Origin of the sequence: Gordonia hydrophobica NBRC 16057, assembly GCF_001592365.1 — a bacterium.
Classification (GTDB): Bacteria; Actinomycetota; Actinomycetes; order Mycobacteriales; family Mycobacteriaceae; genus Gordonia; species Gordonia hydrophobica.
Genome location: NZ_BCWU01000001.1, coordinates 392,725 through 413,406 on the forward strand (window position 1 = coordinate 392,725; position 20,682 = coordinate 413,406).

Sequence of the window (20,682 nt, forward strand, 5' to 3'; positions counted from 1 at the left end):
CGGCGGACGCGGTTGGGGGAGTTCGGGTCAGGTGGCGGCGGTGGTTCGCAGCCGCGGTTTGTCGATCTTGCCGACTGGGTTCTTCGGCAGCGTGGGGACCGTCTCGACGGCGACCGGGACCTTCACGCGCGTCAGGTGTTCCCGGCAGTGCGCCAAGATCTGGTCGGCGGTCAGGTCGGCGTCGGGGTAGGGGACCACGAAGGCCACAGGCACTTCGCCGAGGACGTCGTCCGATCGGCCGACGACGGCCACCTCCAGCACGCCGGGCAGGCTGGAGATGGTGCTCTCGATCTCCTTCGGATAGATGTTCTCGCCGCCGCGGATGATCATGTCTTTGATGCGGTCGACGATGGTCAGGTAGCCGTCGTCGTCGAGGGTGCCGACGTCGCCGGTCCGGACCCAGCCGTCGACCAGCGTCTCGGCGGTGGCCTCGGGATTCCCGAGGTAGCCGGCCATGACCACGGGGCCGGTGATCAGCACTTCGCCCGCGGTGCCGACGGGGACGTCGTTGAGGTTCTCGTCGACGATGCGGATCCGCTGGCCCGGCAGTGCCACGCCCACGGTGCCGACTTTGCGTGGCCCGTCGAGCGGGTTCAGCGCTGACCCGCAGGTGGCTTCGGTGAGTCCGTAGCCTTCCAGGATCGGTACGCCGAAGCGGTCCTCGAAGGCCTGCAGCAGCTCACGCGACGCCGGTGCGGCCCCGCAGACCACGAAGCGCAGCGACGACAAGTCGGGGCGGAGTTCGGCGGCCTTGCTGACCAGCAGCGCGTAGATGGTGGGGACGCCGGAGAAGTAGGTGGGGCGACGACGTTCGACCGTCTCGAAGAACGTCGTCGGCGAGAACTTCTCTTCGATCGTCAACTGCGCGCCCACGCGCAACGACGACAGGAGGCTGACCATCAGCGCGTTCGCGTGGAACAGCGGGAGGATGAGCAGGCAGTGGTCGGCTGAGGTCAGTCGCATGGCCTCGGCCATGGACGCGGACATGGCTTCGACGTTGCCGTGCGGGATCATGACGCCCTTGGGGCGACCGGTGGAGCCGCTGGTGTAGATGATCAAGGCGAGGTCGTCGGGGCTCAGCGGGGCGGGTGCCGCGGCGTCGGTGCGCGAGGGTGCCGCCAGGTGGTCGACGGCCAGCGTCGGTCGGCCGCCCGACGGCGCGTCGGGCCCGGTGTTGACGACGAGCGCGGCGTCGGCGTCGGAGAACTGATGCTCGGCTTCGGCGGGCGTGAACGCCGGATTGACCGGGGTCGCCGCCGCACCGAGCCGCCATGCGGCGAACATCGCGACAACCAGCTCGCAGCGGTTCGGGAGCATCACCGCGACCACGTCGCCCCGACCGATGCCACGCTCGGCGAACTGTGCGGCAACAGCACTCACCCAGCGGTTCAGCTCGTCGAAGGAGACTTCGACGCGGCTGTCGCGGATGGCGGGCGCCGTGCCGAACCGCTCGGCCAGGTGCCACGGCAGGTATGCCAATTCCACAATTCCTCCATCAGTATCTCCCCTGTGAGATGAGACACTACGAGGATTGTGCTGGGGAAACATCGGCCAAGGTGCCGAAGTTCACATTGTGGATTGTGCAGAATGCACTAGAGGGAGTTGGTGGGCAATTTGACGACTGCAGGCGATATCTTCGAAGTCAACGGGTGGCGCCGGCGCAAAGGCGAACCGAACCCTCGCTGCGTGGGCACCGGAACTGATTCCGCCTAGGCAACGGATCGGTGCCGAGTCGATCCGTTGCCTAGGCGTACCTGACGCGCGACGACATCCGGGAGGGGATCATCGCGGTCCTGGAGTCCACGGACCGGCCGTCCACGCGAGCCATTGATGGATGAACGCTGGCGCGAGTCGGCGATCCCCTTACCGATCGACGACGAGGCTCCAGCGTTCGCCCGACTATTTCTGCGAGTACCAACCGCAGTCTGCACGGTGCCGGGCAAGTGCCTCCTGTGACGGACGCTGATCTTCTTGGTCAGGGAGTTCGATTGACCTGCCTTCGAGGTTCCCGTATTGGGTCGTCAATAGCGACGGAGCCACGGCGACACTGTATTGGTCGTCAATCGTGATCTCGTGTAGATCGAAAAGCGTGTGGACATCCGATCGGAGAAGAATTCCGTTCTGAATGTGGTGGTTCTCGGCACCGCGGTACGGATCGATGTGTGCGGCCTCGAGTGCGTTGGCTGCATCGAATCTCGTGACTGCGCACTCCTCGTGGTACGCCTTTAGCAGAGAATTCCGAAAGGCCAGCTGACCTTGTCGGACTGCAATCGCACGCTTGACGACCTCGCGACTGTCGGTGCCGCTCGTTGCTCGGTACGGCTCGATGTCGTCTACAGGGCTAGGATTGTCCGCCGTTCCGAACATTAGATCTGTTCCCTTGACAGAGCCGGGGATATAGAGGCCGCGAACCAGCTGGACATGCTTCGGGTGGTACAGCGGGTTGGCAGGCGCGGGCGGGGCGAGACGCTTGCCCAACAGTGCTTCTATTTCACTCCAGGCAGGGTCCCATCTCGGTTCCGAAGAGAGGCTTTCGAAGGTAAACCGATGCGTATACCCACCAGTCTCGACGTCGTTCCACCGCGCGTGCCTCATCTCGGGGGTGATGGCGTGAAGCCCCGACTCGACACGCCCCCAACCTTTCAAGCCGCCGTTGGGTTTACCGCCGCCGAGCCAAAAGAAGACGTCATCACCGGGACCGATGTTCTTGAATGCGTCAGACTTTCGGACGTCCCACAGGCCGTCCTCCATCGCGAATTCCGCGTGGTCGGGGGTTGTTGCGCTGATCTTCACGATCCAGCCAGACACTTGTACACATGCCCAATCCAGGTTCGCTCCGGGTGGAGGCATGTCCTGTTGCGGAAGCCTGTCGGGCCGTGCTCGTTTGTCAGTCTCTATTCAGTTGTGAGCTTGTGGGATCTCAGCTTGGGCTGGAAATCAGCAGGTGCAACGCCTCGCGCGTTTCCTCATCCGTCGAGTAGATGACCGCGCCGACCATTCCGCGGGTGAGCAGCACCTTGTAGACATGGCGAAGCAAAAGGTCGAAGCGGAGGTCGGAGACTTTCGTCCGACTGCGGAAGTCCGGATCCTTGTTGGCGGCGCGGACCGTGACGAAGCGTCCGTCACGCCACACGAGATCGGGTCCGAGGATGACTCCGTTCCAGTCGTACTCGAACCCCTGTGCCGTGTAGACGCACCCGACCTGATCGAATCCGCCCTCCTGCGTCGCCCAGAGGGCCGACGGGGGAGCGTCCCCGATTCGTCTGTCGCTCTTGGAGTTCCATGGGCGCTTCCAGTCGCCGATCTCAACGTCCGGGACGAGCGTGCCGTCCTTGTTCGCGTTGGACCACGGCCAGCAGTAGCCGGCCGTCATTCGCGCCGAATAGCCCTCGTCGAGCTTCTCTTGGAGTCGTCTTTCGAGATCCCAGGGAGTGTCTGCGACCTCGAGTTGGAACTGGGGATCGACACCCCATGCGGTCGGCGCGGTCTTGGTTGCAAGGCCCAGCAACCGCTGGACCCACTGGACGTACTCCTCGCTGCCGCCGCACCGGAACTGCGACTCGAGCGCGATGTGGACCACTTCGAGTCCCAGCGACTTCGCGTACTGCGAGATCTGTTCCAGCGAGCCCATCTCACCGGGTCGCACCACTTGGTGCTCGTCGAGGAGGAAGACCGGGACACGTGCAGCGGCGATCAGCTCGTCGACCTGTGGTCGGCCGGTCCGGAGTTCGGCCTTCGTGTACCGGTCGACGGACGTCTCCCGCACGCGGTGCGCTTCGTCCATGATCAAGACGTCAAGGCCGTTGGTCTCGGCGGTCATGAACTGATTGAAGTACTTGAACATCTTCTGGACACGGGTGTCGCGGTGGCCGGCGACTTTGCGGAGGGTCTGGGTGAACGATCGAGACCCGGTGGCATGGAGGACATCGCGGCCATGCCGGGCGATCTCACCCAGCAATTCGAGAGCGATCACGCTCTTACCGCTGCCGGGGCCGCCGGTCACGACGATCACGCGCTTGGAGTTGGCGATGCGCGACTGCTCCACCTGGTGGAGGACCATGTCGACGGCGAGCTGTTGATTTCCCAGCAATTGGAACTGTGGCCGGTTCTTCACCTCGTCTGCTGCGACCTTCAGCAGTTGGCGCGACGGGGCGACCTTGGACTTGAGTAGCATGTCCGCGACCGTCTTCCCGGTGCTCGGTGCGAGCCGCGAGCGGAGGAAGTCGTGGAACTTGCCGCGTTCAGCCCCGGTGAAGATCTGGCCACGCGTGTCGATCGGAACCGCGCGCAAATCGGCGACGAGGGCCGGATCGTTCGCGTTGTGGAGGTAGGCGACGCCGGCGAGTGCGTCGGGCTGGTTCTCGAGAACGCGAGCGAAGTCGGCCAGGTAGTCGCAGTAGCCGCGGACCTGGTTGATCGGGTTGAGTTTCGGGCCGCCGGGCATGCCGGGGACGTCGACGATCTCGCTGCTGTCCTCAAAGGCGTAGGCCGCAGTCCACTGCTTGAGTTCGACCACGACATACGACGGCGCACCCGTAGCGGGGTGGATGCCCGCGAGCACCACGTCGGCCCGCTGCGAGGTGAGCGGCATGTGGTATTCGATAAGCATCTCGACGTCGCTGAGGCCGGCATCGCGGAGATCCTGCGCCAGGGTCGGGAGGCTGCGCCGCCACGAATTCTGTTCAGGCTGACCGGCTTTGCGGCCAGTCGAGAACATCATCTGCTCGAGCAACTGTTCCACCAGCGAATCGGGTTGCGAGAAGCGAACATCGTCGGCAGTGGTGCGGAGCAGCGTCACGAATCAATCCCCAGGGCAGCACGAAATCGTCGTGCGGGTGGGGACATATCAGGCGGTGCGGTGCACCAGAAGTCCGTCGGGCCGCTTTGTGGTCAGGGTAGCGGATGGGTTCATCAACGGCGACGAGTGGATGACACGGAACGAGGACTCTCGCCGGACTGCGAAGCTGTGTCGGATCGCGCCAGTACTGTGACCGTTGGGTGCGGATGGTGGGGTCGTTGAGTACAGGCGGCGCACCGCGACGGGATTCGAACGAGGTTCCGTGAACCGACTCAATTCACCGTGGCACGGTATACCAAGCGGGCAACTATAGAGACGTTGAATTAGGACGAGCACTGCCACCGATAGAAAATGTCAGGGCAGGCCAGACCAAATATCACCTACTCGTGCAGCAGTACCTTGCTGCTTGCTTTTCGCCATCGTTACAGAACACGCGCTCGTCGCTTATAGCGGAGAGCGTAAGGGCGACTGGATGCTGCGCTCGGGTTGCAGCGGGTCAGTTCTCACGAAGCCCGTCGTCGATCAAGCGGTCGGCGAGTGCGGCGAAGGTGCGACCCAAGCGGACGACTGCGGACGGGGCGATAACGGTGTTTGCGCCGGTGTGGATGTCGATGGCGATCGCTTCGATGGCGGAGGCGTCTCCGCACGTCGACGGTACGGGCCACGTGGTGGCGGGTTCGGTGGTTTCGTCGACGTCGTATCCGGCGAAGGCTGCTGAAGCCGCGTCGGCGAGCGATCGCGGCGTAAGGTCGGGATCGACAGCCACCGTGATGCGACGGGGATCGTCTGTGGCTGCCGGCGTCGAGGCGGTGCGAATCTCGACCACGGTGACCCGGGTGGTGGCGGCGACGCGCTCCTCGACGATGCGGCGCACCAGAGTGACGTAGGGGTCGGCGGGGATTGTTGCGGCGTGGTGACCGCACAGCATGGTGTGGCCGCGTCGGCGCTCTCCGGTCATGGCGTTCGGCACGGCGTCTTCGACGTAATTCGGCAAGCGGTTCAGGACCACGTGGGGTCGTCGTGCGGCTTGTGTCCGCGCGTTCTTGGCGATGCGGTCGGCGACGGTGTCGAGCGAGCCGTCGAGCAGGGCTTGCGGGGTGAACTCGGTGGACATCGGTGGGCAGTAGGGGACGTGCAGAACGACGGGCGATGCGGCATCGCCGGGGAGAATCGTTGCGCGCGTGATCATGTCGGGCCTTACCTGTGGTGCTAGCACCGTCTGGCGGTACGTTCCGCAGTCGCGGTAACAGCACAGGAAAGCAGAAGGGTCGGACATTCTGAGGTGGCAGTGGTTGTGGGTGGTCGGGCCCGGGTTGTCGTGCGGGGGTCTCGATTCTCGGCGGCGCTCGCAAGCTCGCGGCGTCGAACTCGACCAGCGTGGGGTCGAATGCGGTGTCGGAGTGCGCCGCAAACAACAGTGTTCCCAGTGACGGCGGGTGGGTCACTGGGAACACTGGTGATCTTCGGTTGTTTGGGAAGCCGCGGCCCTCTCGATGTGCTCGCTCACTTCGTTCGCGGGCGTACTCGAGGAGCGTGGGAAGGTCGCGTGGGGGCTACGCCAGCGCGGCCCTGCCCGCGTCGGTGATCACGCGGTCGGACTTCTCGGTCTCCAGCAGGTGCGGGTCCTCCTTGTAGAGCTTCGCGAGGTTCTCTCGCGCGATGCCGAGTTCTCGGGCCAGCTGGTGGACGGCCAGCTTGTTCATGCGGCCGTCGGGGCGGTCGGCGATGGCCTGCAAGAGGGCCTTGATCGGGTCGTCGGGCGCGGCGCCGGAGTGCTCGTCGGCCGTCACCGGGGTCATCTGCAGCAGGGACTGCAACTGCGCGACGATGCCCGCGATCGCGGCCTTGATCTGCTCCACCTCGTCGCCCGGGGCGGTCGGGGCGCCACCGGAGCCCTGCCAGGTCCGCTTGGGGTAGCGGCGGACATACTCCTGCTCCAACTCCAACATGCGCGCGGTGTGGGTGGCGAACTGCGCGGCCGTGCCGTGCAAGAACACCCAGTTGCGCGTCTCATGGGCCTGCTTGCCCTGGTGCTCGAGTTCTTCGTCGGTGAGTTCGCGGGCGGGACGCCCGATCGGCGTAGTCACAATTCCTCCACCATGGGTGTGTCGACGCCCACCGGGCCGACCTTGTGGGATCCGCCGGGCGCGCCGAGCGGCTCGTCGCGACCGGGGAGAACAGTTTCGAAGAAGGCGCGGTTGTCAGCGATGAACGCCGACTCGTCGTCCGGCACGCGGCGATCCTGGCTGATGGCCTCTACAGGGCAGACCGGCTCGCAGGCACCGCAGTCGATGCATTCCTTGGGGTTGATGTAGAGCTTGCGGCTCCCCTCATAGATACAGTCGACGGGGCACTCCTCGGTGCACGACTTGTCCATCACGTCGAGGCACGGGCTGGCGATCACATACGGCATGACGGCTCCTCTCTGTCTTTAATTGGGCTGTCAGACGGCAGCGGGGGCGGGCTGCTCGTCGGTCGAGTGACCGGGGAACAACTGCGCCTCTGGATCGAGGTGTACCGCTGCGTTGTTGACGGCGGTGGCGATTTCGCCGAATCCCACAGAAATCAAGCGGACCTTGCCGTCGTACTCGGTGATGTCGCCGGCCGCGTACACGCCGGCGCGGGTGGTGCGCATCGCCGAGTCGACGACGATGTGCCGATTGTCGTGCAACTCCAGACCCCACTCGCGCAGCGGCCCGATGTTGGCGAGGAAGCCGAGCGCAGCGACCAGGTTCTCGCAGTCGACCACCTCGACGCCGTCGACGCCCTTGGTCTGCACGTGAGCGTGCTGCAGGCTGCCGTCGCCGTCGAGCACCACCACTTCGGCGTCGGTGACGAGTCGCACCGACGACGCCTCCACCTGCGCGACCGTCGCGGCGTGCGCGCGGAAGATCTTGCGGCGATGCACGACGGTGACCGACTTGGCGTACTCCTCGAGCATCAGCGCCCAGTCGAGGGCGGAGTCGCCGCCGCCGACGATGACCACATTGCGGCCGGCGTACGGCGCGGGATCGGGAACGAAGTACTCCAGGCCGCGGCCCAGGAAGTCTTCACCTGCGGGCAGTTTGCGCGGGGTGAAGGTGCCGATGCCCGCAGACAGGACGATCGCGCCGCAGGTGACGGTGTCGCCGCCGGAGGTGGAGATGGTGAACGTGCCGTCGGCGTGCTCGGTGAGCTCCTGCGCCTCCTGACCCAGCAGATACACCGGGTCGGCCTGGGCGGCCTGCTCGGCGAGAGCGGTCACCAGATCGCGACCCTTGATGCGCGGGTAGCCGGCGACGTCGAAGATCAGCTTCTCCGGGTATAGCGCGCTGACCTGGCCGCCGAGCTCGGACAGCGAGTCGATGACGCCGACCGAGAGGCCGCGGACGCCCGCATAGTAGGCGCCGTACAGGCCGACGGGGCCGGCGCCGACGATGAGCAGATCGAAGCGGTAGTCGGTCATCGGTTCGCTCCTTCGAGTTCAGAGTCAGGGGTGGTGAGGCTGTCGGAGAGCTGCTCGCGGACCCGGAAGCGCTGCAGCTTGCCGGTGGCCGTCTTGGGCAGGTCGTCGAGGATGCGGACGGCGCGGGGCGCCTTGAACGAGGCGAGACCCTCGCGGCACCAGGCGATCAGCTCGGCGGAGGTGACCGGTGCGGCGTCGTCGGTGAGGACGACGGCGGCGACCGGCTTCACCAGTCCCGCCTCGTCCTCGGCGCCGACCACGGCGGCCTCCATCACCGACGGATGGGCGAGGAGACGGGCCTCCACCTCGGACGGGGTGACCCAGATGCCGCCGGCCTTGAGCAGATCGTTGGAGCGGCCCATGCAGTGGAAGATGCCGTCGGCGTCGCGGGTGTAGGTGTCGCCGGTGCGCATCCAGCCGCCGAGGAACACCGAGCGCTGCGCGTCGGTGCGCCGCCAGTAGCCCAGTGCCAGGCTCTCGCCGCGGATGAAGAGCTCGCCGGGGACGTCGACGTCGCACACGGCGCCGGCCTCGTCGCGGACCTCCACGTCCCACCCGGGCACCGGTTTGCCGGTGGTGCCGTGGCGGATGTCGTCGGGGTCGTTGGAGAGGAAGATGTGCAGCGCCTCGGTGGAGCCCAGACCGTCGAGGATCTCGAAACCGAATCGCGCGAGAATCTTCTCCTGCAGTGCGGCGGGCAGTGGTTCGCCTGCGGAGACGCCGAGTCGGACCGACGCGAAGTCGGCGTCGGCGACGTCGCTGTGAATCATCCCGTTGTAGAACGTCGGGACCCCGAAGAAGAGCGTGGGTTTGGCGGTCCGCGTCCGTTCGGCGAACACCGCCGGGGTGGGTCGACGCGGCTCGAGGATGGTGGTGGCGCCCGCGGCGAGCGGGAAGAACACCGAGTTGCCGATGCCGTACGCGAAGAAGATCTTCGCGACCGACAGGCAGCGGTCGTCGGAGGTGATCCGCAGCACCTGCTTGCCGTACGTCTGGTACACATGCCGGATGTTCGCGTGCCGATGCATCGCGGCCTTCGGCTTGCCCGTGGTCCCGGAGGTGTACAGCCACAGGGCCCACGCGTCTTCGCTGGTGTCCTCGGGCTGCGCCATCGGGGTGGCGGGTTCGTCGAGCAGGCTCTCCCAGTCGACGACGTTGATGCGGTCGGGGACGTCGGCCTGCATCCCGCCGGAGGTCACCAGATGCTCCACCTCGGGCGCGAGGGCGACGGCCTCGTTGACGGCGTCGGTGAACTCGGCGCTGCCGACCACGACGCGGGCGCCGGAGTCGATGAGGATCTCCGAGAGCTCGTGGCCGTTGTACATCGTCGAGATCGGCACGGCGACGAGGCCTGCGTGGAACGCGGCGACGACCGTGGTGAGGAACTCGACGTCGTCGACCATGAAGCACAGCACGCGGTCGTCGCGGTGCAGACCGAGGCCGCGGAGATTGGCGGCTAGCCTGGCGACGTCGTCCGAGAGCTCGGCGTAGGTGCGGGTGCGAGTGCCTTCGACGGCGTTCTTGTCGGCGAACTCACCGCGCGCCTGGGCGTGGACGAGGAAGTCCGCGGCGTTGAACTGGGCCATTGCTCTTACACTCGCTTCTCGTCGTAGTCCGCGCGTTGACCGGTGCCGAAGCGGCGGAGCGCACCCTCCGGGCCGGAGGCGTTGGGGCGGATGAAGATCCAGTTCTGCCAGGCGGTGAGGCGACCGAAGATCTTGGTCTCCACGGTCTCCGGGCCCACGAAGCGGTGGTTGGCCTCCATGCCGGTCAGGGCGTCGGGGGAGAGCGAGGCGCGCTCCTCGAGCATGATGCGGAGCTCGTCGGCGAAGTCGATGTCGTCGAGTGCCATGGTCACCAGGCCCAGTTCGTCGGCCTGCTCGGTGGAGATCGCGGTGCCGCGGACGGCGTCGACGGCGGCGAGGTCGTCGTCGTGTCCGTAGAACCGCGACTGCAGGCGGGTGAGTCCGTTGCCCATCGGGAACGGGCCGGAGTTGGCTTCGGTCAGCGTGATGGTGGCCGGCTCCGCATCCGGGTCGACGTCCTCGTACACGCCGTCGAGCATGTACTGGCGGTCGGACGCGAGCGCGATCTCGGCGAGGAAGCCGTCGAAGGCGCTGCCCGGCTCGATGACCGAGACCAGGCTGCGGCTGGTGACGTCCAGACGCTTCATGGTGCGCTTGTAGTACTGGTTGACCTCGTTGATGAACCAGTCGTCGGCCAGGGCGCGCAGCTGGGCGTCGTAGGCGAGGGCGGTCTCGTGGCTGCCGACCACGCGGAAGACCCAGGTGCCCAGCAGGTGCTCGTTGGTGCGCAGACGCAGGATCAGATCGTCGAGCTCGCGGGTCAGACGCAGCGGCCAGTACTCGGCGCCCTGGGCGAGCGCCGCGGCGGCGTCGGCGGGCGGGGCCTGGTCGGGCACAGTGATCGTGATGTCGACGCGGGCTCCGGCGCGGTCGAGCTCGGCCTTGACGGTCGTGTACTCGATGCTGGTGTCGGTGGAGGTGCGCTGCAGCGGCGTGAGAGTGACGCCGGTCGCGTCGTCAGGACGGCTGGAGGAGGCGGCGGCCTCCTCGGCGCGCCGACGGACCACGTCGCCGAACACCGAGCCCTTGGCGACCTCGTCGACCAGGCCCCAGGTGACGGCGGTGTCGCCCCGGACGCCCTCGGAGCGGGTGGCGAAGATGTCGGCGCGGTCCTTGCGGACCTTGCGCTTGTCGACCACGCGGGTCAGGCCGCCGGTGCCGGGCAGCACGCCCAGCAGCGGGACCTCGGGAAGCGAGACGGCCGACGAGCCGTCGTCGATCAGGACGATCTGGTCGCAGGCGACGGCGAGCTCGTAGCCGCCGCCGGCCGCGGTGCCGTTGACCGCGGCGATGTAGGTCTGACCGGAGTTGGCGGTCGCGTCCTCGATGCCGTTGCGGGTCTCGTTGGTGAACTTGCAGAAGTTGACCTTCCACGAGTGCGGCGACGCCGCCAGCATCCGGATGTTGGCGCCGGCGCAGAACATGCGGTCCAGGCCGCTGGTGACGACGACCGACTTCACCTCGGGGTGCTCGAAGCGCAGGCGCTGCACCGCGTCGTAGAGCTCGATGTCGACGCCGAGGTCGTAGGAGTTCATCTTCAACTCGTAGCCGGGGACGATGCCGCCGTTCGGGTCGATCTGCAGGTAGAGGGTGGCGACGGGGCCGTCGGTCTCGAGCCGCCAGTGGCGGTACTGCGAGGGACTGGTGTCGAAGTCCACGACGGGCGAAGGCGCGTGGTCGTCAGCCGTGGTGGCGGGGGTGGAGTCGGTGACTGTCACTGGATTACCTCTTGGAATCGGCGTCGGGTGGGGCTGCGTCGGGATCGCGAAGGATCGAGAACCCGGTCGATGAAATTCGATGCGCGTCGGAGTGGTTCGGCCCGGGGCTGTGGGCGGCTGGTGAACCTTCGTCGTGCGACATGAATAACTCTACACTAACAAGGTAGAACGTCAAGACTTTGTGGAATATGGCCGGAAGTCCCTAGCTGACGTGCAGATTCACTGCGGTAAAGTGGACCCTCGTGGCACCGATGCCAACCGGAGAATGAAGGGGGAGTCGTGCTGAACGTGGCCGATTCGAGCCTCGATCAGGCCGCGCTGCGCGCCGAACTCGGCGACGCGAGCGCGCGGTCGTTGCTGCTGACGATGCTCGGCGAATTCGCGTATCCGCGCGGCGAGGGCGTGTGGACGTCGACCCTGCTCGCCGCGTTCACCGCGCTCGGCGTCGAGGAGAAGTCCGCGCGGCAGGCCACCGCGCGCGTGGCGGCCGAAGGGCTGCTGACGTCGGAGCGTGCCGGGCGTCGGACACGGTGGAGTCTCACCGAGGCCGGCGCCGAACTGCTCCGCGAGGGCACCGACCGCATCTACTCGTTCCTCGCCGACTCCCACGAGTGGAACTCGCAGTGGTTGCTGATGTCGGTGGCGGTGCCGGAGACGCAACGCAAACTGCGCCACCAACTGCGCACCCAACTCACGTGGCTCGGGATGGGATCGCCGGCGCCCGGCCTCTGGGTGGTGCCCGACGCGAGCGTCGCCGACAAGGTCGCCGCCGTCCTGGACGGACTCGGCATTCGCTCGAGCGCCTTCGTCTGGACCGGCGCCTGGGCCGAGATCGGCGACCTGCACGCCATGATCACTGCCGCCTGGGAACTCGACACCGTCGCCGCGCAGTACCGGCAGTTCCTGTCGGCGTTCCAACCCGAGCCGCTGACCGGCGCCGACGTGTTCGCCGCGCAGGTGCGCCTGGTGCAGGCGTGGCGCCGCTTCCCGTTCCTGGACCCCGACCTGCCGCACGGGCTGCTGCCCGAGGACTGGCCCGGTCGTGCCGCGGCCGCGACCTTCCACGAATGCCACGACGCCTGGCACGCGGGGGCGCAGCAGGCGTGGGCGGAGTGGGTGCCGGAGTGATTCCGGAATAGTAGGGGCAGAGCGAGATTCGCGTCCCCTCCAGCGGTCGCCGAGGGCGGTTTGCCCTCGGCGGGTGCTGTAGGGGACGCGAATAATTGTGTCTGGCCGGTGTGTTCCGGCGCGGCCCGCTACTTCACGTCGTAGACGTCGTACCCGTTCTCCTTATGCTCGTCCCACGTGGTGAAGTACAGGGGGACGCCGCCGGTGTAGTTCAGCATCTGCGGAACCTTGCCGGGGACGTTGGCGCCCCAGTACCACGACTTGGCGCGCGGGAACATCGAGTCCATGAACAGCTCGTCGACGTGTGAGCGCCAGGACTTCTCGCTCTCCACCGAGTTCTCGAAGCGGGTGACACCCTTGCGCTGCAGGTGCTCCAGGAACTCGACGACGATGTGCCCCTGCCGCTCAGCGGAGGTGGGTCCGTTGCAGAAACCGGACGGGCTCTGCGGTCCGTACAGGAACATCATGTTCGGGAAGCCGTTCGTCGACAGGCCCATGAAGGTGTCGACGCCGCCCGCCCACTTGTCGCGCAGCTTCTGGCCGTCGACGCCGGTGATGTCGATGCCGAGGATGCCGCCGCTGTTGGCGTCGAACCCGGTGGCCAGGACCAGCAGGTCGCACTCGAGGAAGGTGCCGTCCTCCATGATGACGCCCTCGGGGACGACCTTCTTGATGGGATTCTTCTTGGAGTCGATGACGTCGACGTTGTCCTGGTTGATGACGTCGTAATAGTCCTGTTCGAGCGAGGGGCGCTTGATGCCGTACGGGTGCGGCCACTCCTTCGGCGCCACGATCTCGGCCTTCACCGGATCGGCGATGCGCTCGTGAACCTTGTTGCGCCAGAAGTCGTAGAACGTGCGGTTGGCCTCGTCGTCGGACAGGATGTCCTGGAACGTGCCCAGCCACATCGGGAAACCGCCCTCCTGCCACATCTTCTCGTAGATCGCGTCGCGCTCCTCCTTGGAGAGATCGACCGCGTTGATCGGCATGAAGTCGAAATCGAAGCCCGCGAAGGCGTTGTTGCGGGTCACGAAGCGCTCCGGGAGATCCTTGCGGAACTCCTCGTTGTCGTCGTGGGTCAGTTTGCGCTGCTGCATCGGCAGCGCCAGGTTGGGCGTGCGCTGCAGGACGGTGACGTGCTCGGCCACGTGGCCGGCCTCCTGAACCACCTGGACGCCGCTCGATCCGGTGCCCATCACGACGACCTTCTTGCCGGTCATGTCGACGCCGCCCTGGGGCCAACGCGCGGTGTGGTAGCTCTCGCCGGCGAACGTGTCGAGACCTTCGAGGTTCGGGTAGAGCGGCTTGGCGCCGAAGCCGGTCGCGACGATCACCTGCCGGGCCTGCTGCTCCTTGCCGTCGGACGAGCGGACGGTCCATGTGCGGGAGTCCTCATCCCAGGCGGCCTCCGAGGCGAAGGTGCTGAAGACGACGTCCTTGCGCAGATCCAGCTGGGAGTCGATGTACTGGAAGTACTCGCGGACGCCCTCCCAGTTGGGGTACAACTCGCGCCAGTCGAAATCGCGCCACAGTTCCTTGTGCTCGAACTGGTAGACCTGACCGGTGCTGTCCGTGCGCGCGCCCGGATAGCAGTTCCACCACCAGATGCCGCCGAAATCGCCTGCCGCGTCCCACACTTTCGCGGTGAATCCCGCGTCGCGAAGACGGTCGAGAGAATACAGGCCGGAAAAGCCACCACCGACGATCAATACGTCGAGAACATCGGTGTTCGAATCATTGTCAGTGCGTCCGTGTGCACTGGTCGCCGGTGCCGTCATGGCGTCCTCCTAGAGATGATTCCGGGTCTTTTGAAGCTCGCCCGGATATCTCAAAGATTAGGAGCGCGAGTGTGACGTGGAGTGTCCCAATATAGGTCAAGTGCAGTGTGTCACTGGTGAATGATCAATGAGCTCAGTGCTGCGGTCTCGGAAATGCGCAATGGGCCGGGAAATGACGTCTGTACGACGACATTCTCCGGCCCCTGTGCTCGGGTAGTGATCCGATCAGTGCTGAATGGATTGCGTGGTCAAGAAGTCTTCCAAGCCGAAGGGACCGAATTCACGTCCATAACCGGAATCGCCGAAACCGCCGAACGGCGCCGACGTGTTGAACTGCCCACCGTTGACCTCCACCTGGCCGGCGCGGATCCGTCGTGCCACCGCGTCGGCGGCCGCGGCGTCCGCACCCCAGACGCCCGCGGCCAAGCCGTACCGGGTGTCGTTGGCGACCTCGACGGCGTGATCGACGTCGATGTAGGTCTGCAGCACCAGAACCGGCCCGAACACCTCTTCCCGCGAGACCTCGGATCGTCGTTCCGGATCGGAGAAGACAGTCGGCCGGACGTAGTAGCCGCGGTCGAGCCCGTCGGGAGTGTCCGAGCCACCCTGAACGAGACGGACTCCGTCCGCGACAGCGCGATCGATGAATCCGCGCACGGTCTCGCGTTGTCCGGCAGTCACCATCGGGCCCATGCGAGTGCCCTTGGCGGTGGGGTCGCCGACCGGGAAGGTGGCGGCTGCCGCGCTGAGAATCTCCTCGGCGGAGGCCAACCGATGCGCGGGGACCACGACGCGGGTGAGTGCGCTGCACATCTGACCGGAGTTGACGAACGAGCCGGACATCACCCGACGCAGGGTCTTCTCGAACGCCGCGTCGTCGAGGTCGTCGAGAATCACCGCGGGCGACTTTCCACCCAGTTCGAGTGCGGTCGGTCGCACCCGTTCCCCGGCGAGTGACGCGACCCGCGCGCCCGCTCCCGTGGAACCGGTGAACGAGATCATGTCCACCAGCGGGTGGCGGACCAGCGCCTCGCCGATGCGTGATCCGGCACCGGTGACCAGGTTGAAGACGCCTGCGGGCAGGTCGAGTTCGTCGATGATCTGCGCCAGGACGAAGGCGCCGAGCGGGGTCGCGCCCGCCGGTTTGAGGACCACCGGCGCGCCGGCCGCCAGCGCGCCGCCGACCTTGGCGGCGATCTGGTGCAGCGGGAAGTTCCACGGCGTGATGGCGCCGACCACGCCCACCGGGACGCTGCGGACCGTGGAGTTGCCGATCGCCCGCTCGAATCGGTGCTCGACGGCGGCCGCGGCCAGACCGCGGAAATCGTTGATCGCCAACCCCACCTGAATGGGCCGGCTCAACGGCAGCGGCATGCCCAGGTCGGCGGTCATCAACGCGGTGAGCTCGTCGGCGCGCTTCTCCAAGCCGTCGGCGATGGCGGTGCAGACCGCGGCGCGCTCGGCGTGCGGCGTGGCGGCCCATGCGGGCAGCGCCCCCGCGGCGGCCACACAGGCCGCGTCGATGTCGGCTTCGGTGGCACTGGGGATGTCGGCGATGACCTCTTCGGTCGCCGGATTGCGGACATCGATCCGCTCGTCGCCGGTGGCGGCCCGCCAGCCGCCTGCGACGTAGATGCTGTCGGTGTCGGGGATGAGAACGGTGCTGGTGGTCACGGGATTATCCTTGCTCGAGTGAGACGACGGTCCGGATGCCGCGGCCTTCGCGCATGTCGTCGAAGGCCTTGTCGATGCCGGCGAGATCGGTGATCGCGGTGCGCAGCGCGGCGATGTCCATCTCGCCCTGCGCTGCGAGTTCGAGGAGGTGGGGGACGTCGACGTCGGGATTGCTACGGCCGTAGATGCAGCCGTGGAGGGTACGGCCGAACCAGTACAGTTCCAACGCGCTGAACTCGACCTTGCTGTCCTTACTGCCGACGCCGACGACGGTCACCACGCCGCCGCGACGGGTCGACGACCATGCCGAGCGCGTCGTGACCGCACCGCCCACGCAGTCGAAAGCATGGTCGGCGCCACGGCCTCCGGTCAGCTTCCGGATGGCGCGCGCGGCGTCGGGGCCTGAGGGTACGAAGTCGGTCACGCCGTGCTCGGCCGCGACCTTCCCCTTCTCCTCCGACATGTCGACGCCGATGATCGGGTGCGCGCCGGCGACGCGTGCCGCCTGTGCGACGGACAGCCCGATGCCGCCGAGGCCGATGATGACCACCGACTGGCCCGGTTGCACGTCGGCGGTGTGGAACACGGCGCCTGCTCCGGTGAGTACGGCGCACCCCATGACGGCGACGTCGGACAGGTCGGTCTGGTCGGGGACCTTGACGGCGGCGCGCTCGTCGACGACGGTCTCCTCGGCGAAGGCGCCGGTGCCCAAGCCCGCATAGACCGGCGTCCCGTCGGCCAGAGTCGCATACGGCTGGGCCGACGCCTCCGAGGCGACGGAACCCTCGCACAGGTACGGCTCATCGCGGTCGCAGAACCAGCATTCGCCGCAGGCCGGCGACCAGTTCAGCACCACTTTGTCGCCCACGGCGACACGGGTCACCTCGCTGCCGATCTCGACCACCACACCGGCGCCCTCATGACCGAGGACCGCAGGCACCGGTTGCGTGAGCGTGCCATTGGCGAGGGAGAGATCGGAATGGCAGACGCCTGCCGCGCTGATGCGGATCCGAACCTGTCGGGGGCCGGGAGCGGGCAGCTCGATCTCGCACAGTTCGAGCGGGCCTCCCTGCTCGCGGAGTAGAGCGGCTTTCACCATCGATATTCGTCCTTTCATTCCAGGTGACCGGCCGGGCATGCCGCGACCGAATCGATGTCGGGACGGTCCGCGAGCGCCGACGGCACTTCCGGGACCAGACATGCACTCAAGCTAGGTGGCGCCTGCCCGGCGGGAGTGTCCTCTTTTGCGACACCTGGACGGCAGTGATTCCGTGAGCGCCTGCGTTGAGTCGGTTGCGGCGGGTGTCCCGTTTTGAAACGGGGGATTGACCGGTAGTGGGTGCTCTCGCTACATTCCTTCCACGAAAATGCAATCGATTGCATATCGAATTGCGATCGTGTCCTTCGTAGTCTCATGTTCCGTCACACTCAGGAGAAGATCCCATGGCCGACGCCCGTACCGTTACCGAGCTCTTTGCGCTCGATTCGCTCCTCACTGATGAGGAGCGGCAGATTCGTGACACTGTTCGCAAGTTCGGTGAGGAGAAGATCCGTCCGCATGTTGCGGAGTGGTTTGAGGAGGCGCGGATTCCGGCGAAGGAGTTGGCCAAGCAGCTCGGTGGGCTGGGTGTGCTGGGGATGCATCTGGAGGGGTACGGCTGTGCGGGGATGAGCGCGGTCGACTACGGGCTGGCGTGTCTGGAGTTGGAGGCGATCGATTCCGGTATTCGTTCGTTGGTGTCGGTGCAGGGGTCGTTGGCGATGTTCGCGATCCATCACTGGGGTAGCGAGGAGCAGAAGCAGGAGTGGTTGCCGCGGATGGCGGCGGGGGAGGCGATCGGCTGTTTCGGTCTGACCGAGCCCGACTTCGGTTCGGATCCGGGCGGGATGCGGACCCGGGCGGTGCGCGACGGCGGCGACTGGATTCTGAACGGCGCCAAGATGTGGATCACCAACGGTTCGGTGGCCGATGTGGCGGTGGTGTGGGCCAACACCGATCTGGAGGAGGGGGCGCGCGGGATTCGCGGGTTCGTGGTTCCGACGGATACGCCGGGGTTCTCGGCGCCGGAGATTCACGCCAAGATGTCGTTGCGGGCGTCGGTGACCTCGGAGTTGGTGTTGCAGGATGTGCGGCTGCCGGAGTCGGCGATGCTGCCGAAGGCGGCGGGGCTGCGTGGGCCGTTGAGCTGTTTGAACGAGGCGCGGTTCGGCATCATCTTCGGTGCGATCGGCGCGGCGCGTGATTGTTTGGAGACGGCGGTGGATTATGCGGCGACGCGGTTGGTGTTCGATAAGCCGTTGGCGTCGTATCAGCTGACGCAGGCCAAGCTGGCCGATATGGCGTTGGAGGTGGGCAAGGGCCACCTGCTGGCATATCAGTTGGGTCGTCGTAAGGATGCCGGTGAGGTGGAGCCGGCTCAGGTGAGTTTGGGCAAGTTGAACAACACGCGTGAGGCGATCAAGATCGCTCGTGAGTGCCGGACGATTCTCGGTGCCAACGGCATCACGTTGGAGTACCCGGTGATCCGGCACGCCAACAATCTGGAGTCTGTTCTGACGTATGAGGGGACGTCGGAGGTTCATCAGTTGCAGATCGGCCGTGCGCTGACCGGCGAATCCGCGTTCCGGTGAGTGAGGGCGTCGAGCACGGACGACAAACGCCCTGAGCGTCGACGTTCGCCCAGACTCAGAGTCTGGGCGAACGTCGACGCTCACAGCGTTTGCGCGTGATCAGCTGGGGATGTCGGATCTTCCAGTCCATTCCGCATAGAACGGCGGCATCTGCGACGCTCCGGCGGTGAATGCCGGGTCGCGCTTGTCGAGGAAGGCGGCCACGCCTTCGTGACCGTCGCCGATGCTCGTGTAGAACATCGCCAGCGAATCCACTCGATGCGCCTCGACCGGGTGCTCAGTAGCAGCATTGCGATAGAGCATCTGACGCATCAATGCCACGGACACCGCCGAACGTCCCGCCGTCCACGCGTCGGCCAGGCTCCTGGCCTCGGCCAGCAGATCGTCTGGTGCGTGGACGGCCTGGGCCAGCCCGACCTCGCGGGCGGCCTCGGCGTCGAGGATGTCGGCGCGATAGACCAGGTCCAATGCGGCGGGCATCCCGACGAGCCGAGGCAGAAACCACGTCGAGCACGCCTCGGGAACAATCCCGAGCCGGCCGAAGACCAGGCCGAACCGGGCCTTGCTCGACATCAGGCGGGCATCCATCGCGAGCGTCATCGTCGCTCCGATGCCGACCGCGGCGCCGTTGATGGCCGCGATCACCGGTTTGCGGCAGGCGTTGATCGCGAGCGTCACGCGGCCGCCGGTGTCGCGGATCCGCGCCAGACGGGGGTCGTCGAGATCCTGCATGTCGGCGAGCGTCGGAGTCTGCGACTCGTCGAGTCCGAACACGTTGCCGTCACTCGAGAGGTCCATGCCCGCGCAGAATGCGCGGCCCTCGCCGGTGACGATGATTGCGTGGACGGAGTCGTCGTGGTTGACCTCGACGAACGTCTGCTCCAGTTCGTCGGCCATCTGGACGGTGAATGCGTTGAGTTGGTCCGGCCGGTCGAGGTACAGGGTGAGAATCCCGTCCTGGACCTCGTGCCGGATCGTGGTGAAGGCGGTCATGGGTCAGGGGCGACCGGCGTGCGGCACGTCGACCGTGGTGGACAAGACCGATGCCTCGCGGGCGGCGGAGCGCTTGGCCTCGTCGAAGTCGGGCGCCACGGACATGAACAGGGTGCGTCCGTCGCTGCCGCCGAGGCCCACCGCGAAGATCCCGAGCGGTGCGGTGCTCACCTCGTCGAGGATGGTGCCGCCCGAACCGAGGCGTAGCGCACGCTGGTTGACGCAGTCGGCGACCCACACGGCGCCCTCGGCGTCGAGGGTCTGTCCGTCGGGCGCGATGCTCGACGCGCCCAGTCGCTTCTCCACGCTCGGCTCATCACCGAGATCGCCGAACGACGCGAAGTCGCTGCGCTCTCCCAACGTGCCGTCGTCGTGGATCGGGAACTGCGAGACACGGTTGCCGAACAGTTCGTTCACGTACAGGGTTGTGCCGTCCGGGGAGATGGACATGCCGTTCGGGAACGACAGCCCCGACGCTGCGACCTGCGACGACCCGTCGACATTGACGAGAACCACGTTGCCGAACTCGTGGTCGGCGCCGCCCATGAGGTCGAAGCCGAACTCGCCGACGTACGCCTGGCCGTTCTCGGCGACCACCATGTCGTTCGCGTGGCCATTGCAGTGCGCGGAGATGTCCGCGTGCTCCACCAGCGAGCCGTCGGCCTCCTGGCGGAGCACCTTGCGGTCCTTCATCGAGACCACGAGCATGCGGCCGTCGGGCAGCCACCCGAGACCGGACGGCTGGTTCGGGACGGTGGCCACGGTGGTGACTGAGCCGTCGTTCTCCACACGATTGACCGAGTAGGTGTAGAAGTCCACGAAGTACAGGTGGTCGTCGTGCCAGCGCGGGCCCTCCGTGTACGTGAAGTTCCCTGCTACCTGGGTGATTTCGCGATCAGACATGGCGTTCCTCTTTCTGGTGGCGCCGCCG

General features: G+C 66.4%; 16 protein-coding genes. 2 read left to right on the top strand and 14 right to left on the bottom strand.

Going from position 1 to position 20,682, the window contains the following annotated elements; all coding sequences use genetic code 11:
* Nucleotides 1-27: 27 nt before the first annotated feature.
* The 9 genes from GH2_RS01935 to boxC form a co-directional block, all read right to left on the bottom strand.
* Entirely contained in the window at nucleotides 28-1,485 is a 1,458-nt protein-coding gene (locus GH2_RS01935; RefSeq protein ID WP_066162342.1) for a class I adenylate-forming enzyme family protein, read from the bottom strand.
* Between the two features lie 414 nt (nucleotides 1,486-1,899).
* The gene (locus GH2_RS01940; protein WP_169802409.1) at nucleotides 1,900-2,793 is read right to left on the bottom strand and encodes an HNH endonuclease; all 894 of its coding nucleotides are present in this window, start codon (nucleotides 2,791-2,793) and stop codon (nucleotides 1,900-1,902) included.
* Nucleotides 2,794-2,920: 127 nt separating this feature from the next.
* Nucleotides 2,921-4,798 (bottom strand): DUF2075 domain-containing protein, encoded by a 1,878-nt coding sequence (locus GH2_RS01945; RefSeq protein ID WP_066162348.1) that lies wholly within the window; start codon nucleotides 4,796-4,798, stop codon nucleotides 2,921-2,923.
* Between the two features lie 496 nt (nucleotides 4,799-5,294).
* The gene (locus tag GH2_RS01950; protein ID WP_066162352.1) at nucleotides 5,295-5,987 is read right to left on the bottom strand and encodes a hypothetical protein; all 693 of its coding nucleotides are present in this window, start codon (nucleotides 5,985-5,987) and stop codon (nucleotides 5,295-5,297) included.
* A gap of 364 nt (nucleotides 5,988-6,351) precedes the next feature.
* Complete coding sequence (locus GH2_RS01955; protein ID WP_066162355.1) at nucleotides 6,352-6,885, bottom strand: DUF6158 family protein; 534 nt, start codon at nucleotides 6,883-6,885, stop codon at nucleotides 6,352-6,354.
* Nucleotides 6,882-7,211, bottom strand: a complete 330-nt coding sequence (fdxA, locus tag GH2_RS01960) for a ferredoxin (RefSeq protein ID WP_066162358.1) — start codon at nucleotides 7,209-7,211, stop codon at nucleotides 6,882-6,884. The genes GH2_RS01955 and fdxA overlap by 4 nt, the downstream gene beginning before the upstream one ends.
* Before the next feature lie 30 nt (nucleotides 7,212-7,241).
* Nucleotides 7,242-8,243, bottom strand: a complete 1,002-nt coding sequence (locus GH2_RS01965; protein ID WP_066162361.1) for an NAD(P)/FAD-dependent oxidoreductase — start codon at nucleotides 8,241-8,243, stop codon at nucleotides 7,242-7,244.
* Nucleotides 8,240-9,829, bottom strand: a complete 1,590-nt coding sequence (locus GH2_RS01970) for a benzoate-CoA ligase family protein (RefSeq protein WP_066162364.1) — start codon at nucleotides 9,827-9,829, stop codon at nucleotides 8,240-8,242. Before GH2_RS01970 ends, GH2_RS01965 begins: the two co-directional genes overlap by 4 nt.
* Before the next feature lie 5 nt (nucleotides 9,830-9,834).
* On the bottom strand, nucleotides 9,835-11,547 hold the full coding sequence (gene boxC / locus GH2_RS01975) for a 2,3-epoxybenzoyl-CoA dihydrolase (protein WP_084247240.1): 1,713 nt from the start codon (nucleotides 11,545-11,547) through the stop codon (nucleotides 9,835-9,837).
* 279 nt (nucleotides 11,548-11,826) lie between these two features.
* Between boxC and GH2_RS01980 the strand changes: the two genes are divergently transcribed.
* A complete protein-coding gene (locus GH2_RS01980; protein ID WP_204700960.1) occupies nucleotides 11,827-12,675 on the top strand; it encodes a PaaX family transcriptional regulator in 849 nt (282 codons plus the stop codon).
* 128 nt (nucleotides 12,676-12,803) lie between these two features.
* Here the strand turns inward: GH2_RS01980 and GH2_RS01985 are convergent, their stop codons facing one another.
* The 3 genes from GH2_RS01985 to GH2_RS01995 form a co-directional block, all read right to left on the bottom strand.
* Nucleotides 12,804-14,453, bottom strand: a complete 1,650-nt coding sequence (locus tag GH2_RS01985) for a flavin-containing monooxygenase (protein WP_066162370.1) — start codon at nucleotides 14,451-14,453, stop codon at nucleotides 12,804-12,806.
* 225 nt (nucleotides 14,454-14,678) lie between these two features.
* Entirely contained in the window at nucleotides 14,679-16,127 is a 1,449-nt protein-coding gene (locus GH2_RS01990; protein WP_244885288.1) for an aldehyde dehydrogenase family protein, read from the bottom strand.
* A gap of 4 nt (nucleotides 16,128-16,131) precedes the next feature.
* Complete coding sequence (locus GH2_RS01995) at nucleotides 16,132-17,226, bottom strand: alcohol dehydrogenase catalytic domain-containing protein (protein WP_066162373.1); 1,095 nt, start codon at nucleotides 17,224-17,226, stop codon at nucleotides 16,132-16,134.
* Between the two features lie 344 nt (nucleotides 17,227-17,570).
* Between GH2_RS01995 and GH2_RS02000 the strand changes: the two genes are divergently transcribed.
* Complete coding sequence (locus tag GH2_RS02000) at nucleotides 17,571-18,758, top strand: acyl-CoA dehydrogenase family protein (protein ID WP_066162376.1); 1,188 nt, start codon at nucleotides 17,571-17,573, stop codon at nucleotides 18,756-18,758.
* Nucleotides 18,759-18,857: 99 nt separating this feature from the next.
* Here the strand turns inward: GH2_RS02000 and GH2_RS02005 are convergent, their stop codons facing one another.
* Both GH2_RS02005 and GH2_RS02010 read right to left on the bottom strand, forming a co-directional pair.
* The gene (locus GH2_RS02005) at nucleotides 18,858-19,751 is read right to left on the bottom strand and encodes a crotonase/enoyl-CoA hydratase family protein (protein WP_066162379.1); all 894 of its coding nucleotides are present in this window, start codon (nucleotides 19,749-19,751) and stop codon (nucleotides 18,858-18,860) included.
* Nucleotides 19,752-19,754: 3 nt separating this feature from the next.
* The gene (locus GH2_RS02010) at nucleotides 19,755-20,654 is read right to left on the bottom strand and encodes an SMP-30/gluconolactonase/LRE family protein (protein ID WP_066162382.1); all 900 of its coding nucleotides are present in this window, start codon (nucleotides 20,652-20,654) and stop codon (nucleotides 19,755-19,757) included.
* Nucleotides 20,655-20,682 lie beyond the last annotated feature (28 nt).

Excerpts from the sequence above, each read along its gene's own strand:
- GH2_RS01950 (WP_066162352.1), bottom strand. The coding sequence starts at position 5,987 with ATGATCACGCGCGCAACGATTCTCCCCGGCGATGCCGCATCGCCCGTC.
- fdxA (WP_066162358.1), bottom strand. The coding sequence starts at position 7,211 with ATGCCGTATGTGATCGCCAGCCCGTGCCTCGACGTGATGGACAAGTCG.
- GH2_RS01965 (WP_066162361.1), bottom strand. The coding sequence starts at position 8,243 with ATGACCGACTACCGCTTCGATCTGCTCATCGTCGGCGCCGGCCCCGTC.
- GH2_RS01970 (WP_066162364.1), bottom strand. The coding sequence starts at position 9,829 with ATGGCCCAGTTCAACGCCGCGGACTTCCTCGTCCACGCCCAGGCGCGC.
- GH2_RS01985 (WP_066162370.1), bottom strand. The coding sequence starts at position 14,453 with ATGACGGCACCGGCGACCAGTGCACACGGACGCACTGACAATGATTCG.
- GH2_RS01995 (WP_066162373.1), bottom strand. The coding sequence starts at position 17,226 with ATGGTGAAAGCCGCTCTACTCCGCGAGCAGGGAGGCCCGCTCGAACTG.
- GH2_RS02000 (WP_066162376.1), top strand. The coding sequence starts at position 17,571 with ATGGCCGACGCCCGTACCGTTACCGAGCTCTTTGCGCTCGATTCGCTC.
- GH2_RS02005 (WP_066162379.1), bottom strand. The coding sequence starts at position 19,751 with ATGACCGCCTTCACCACGATCCGGCACGAGGTCCAGGACGGGATTCTC.
- GH2_RS02010 (WP_066162382.1), bottom strand. The coding sequence starts at position 20,654 with ATGTCTGATCGCGAAATCACCCAGGTAGCAGGGAACTTCACGTACACG.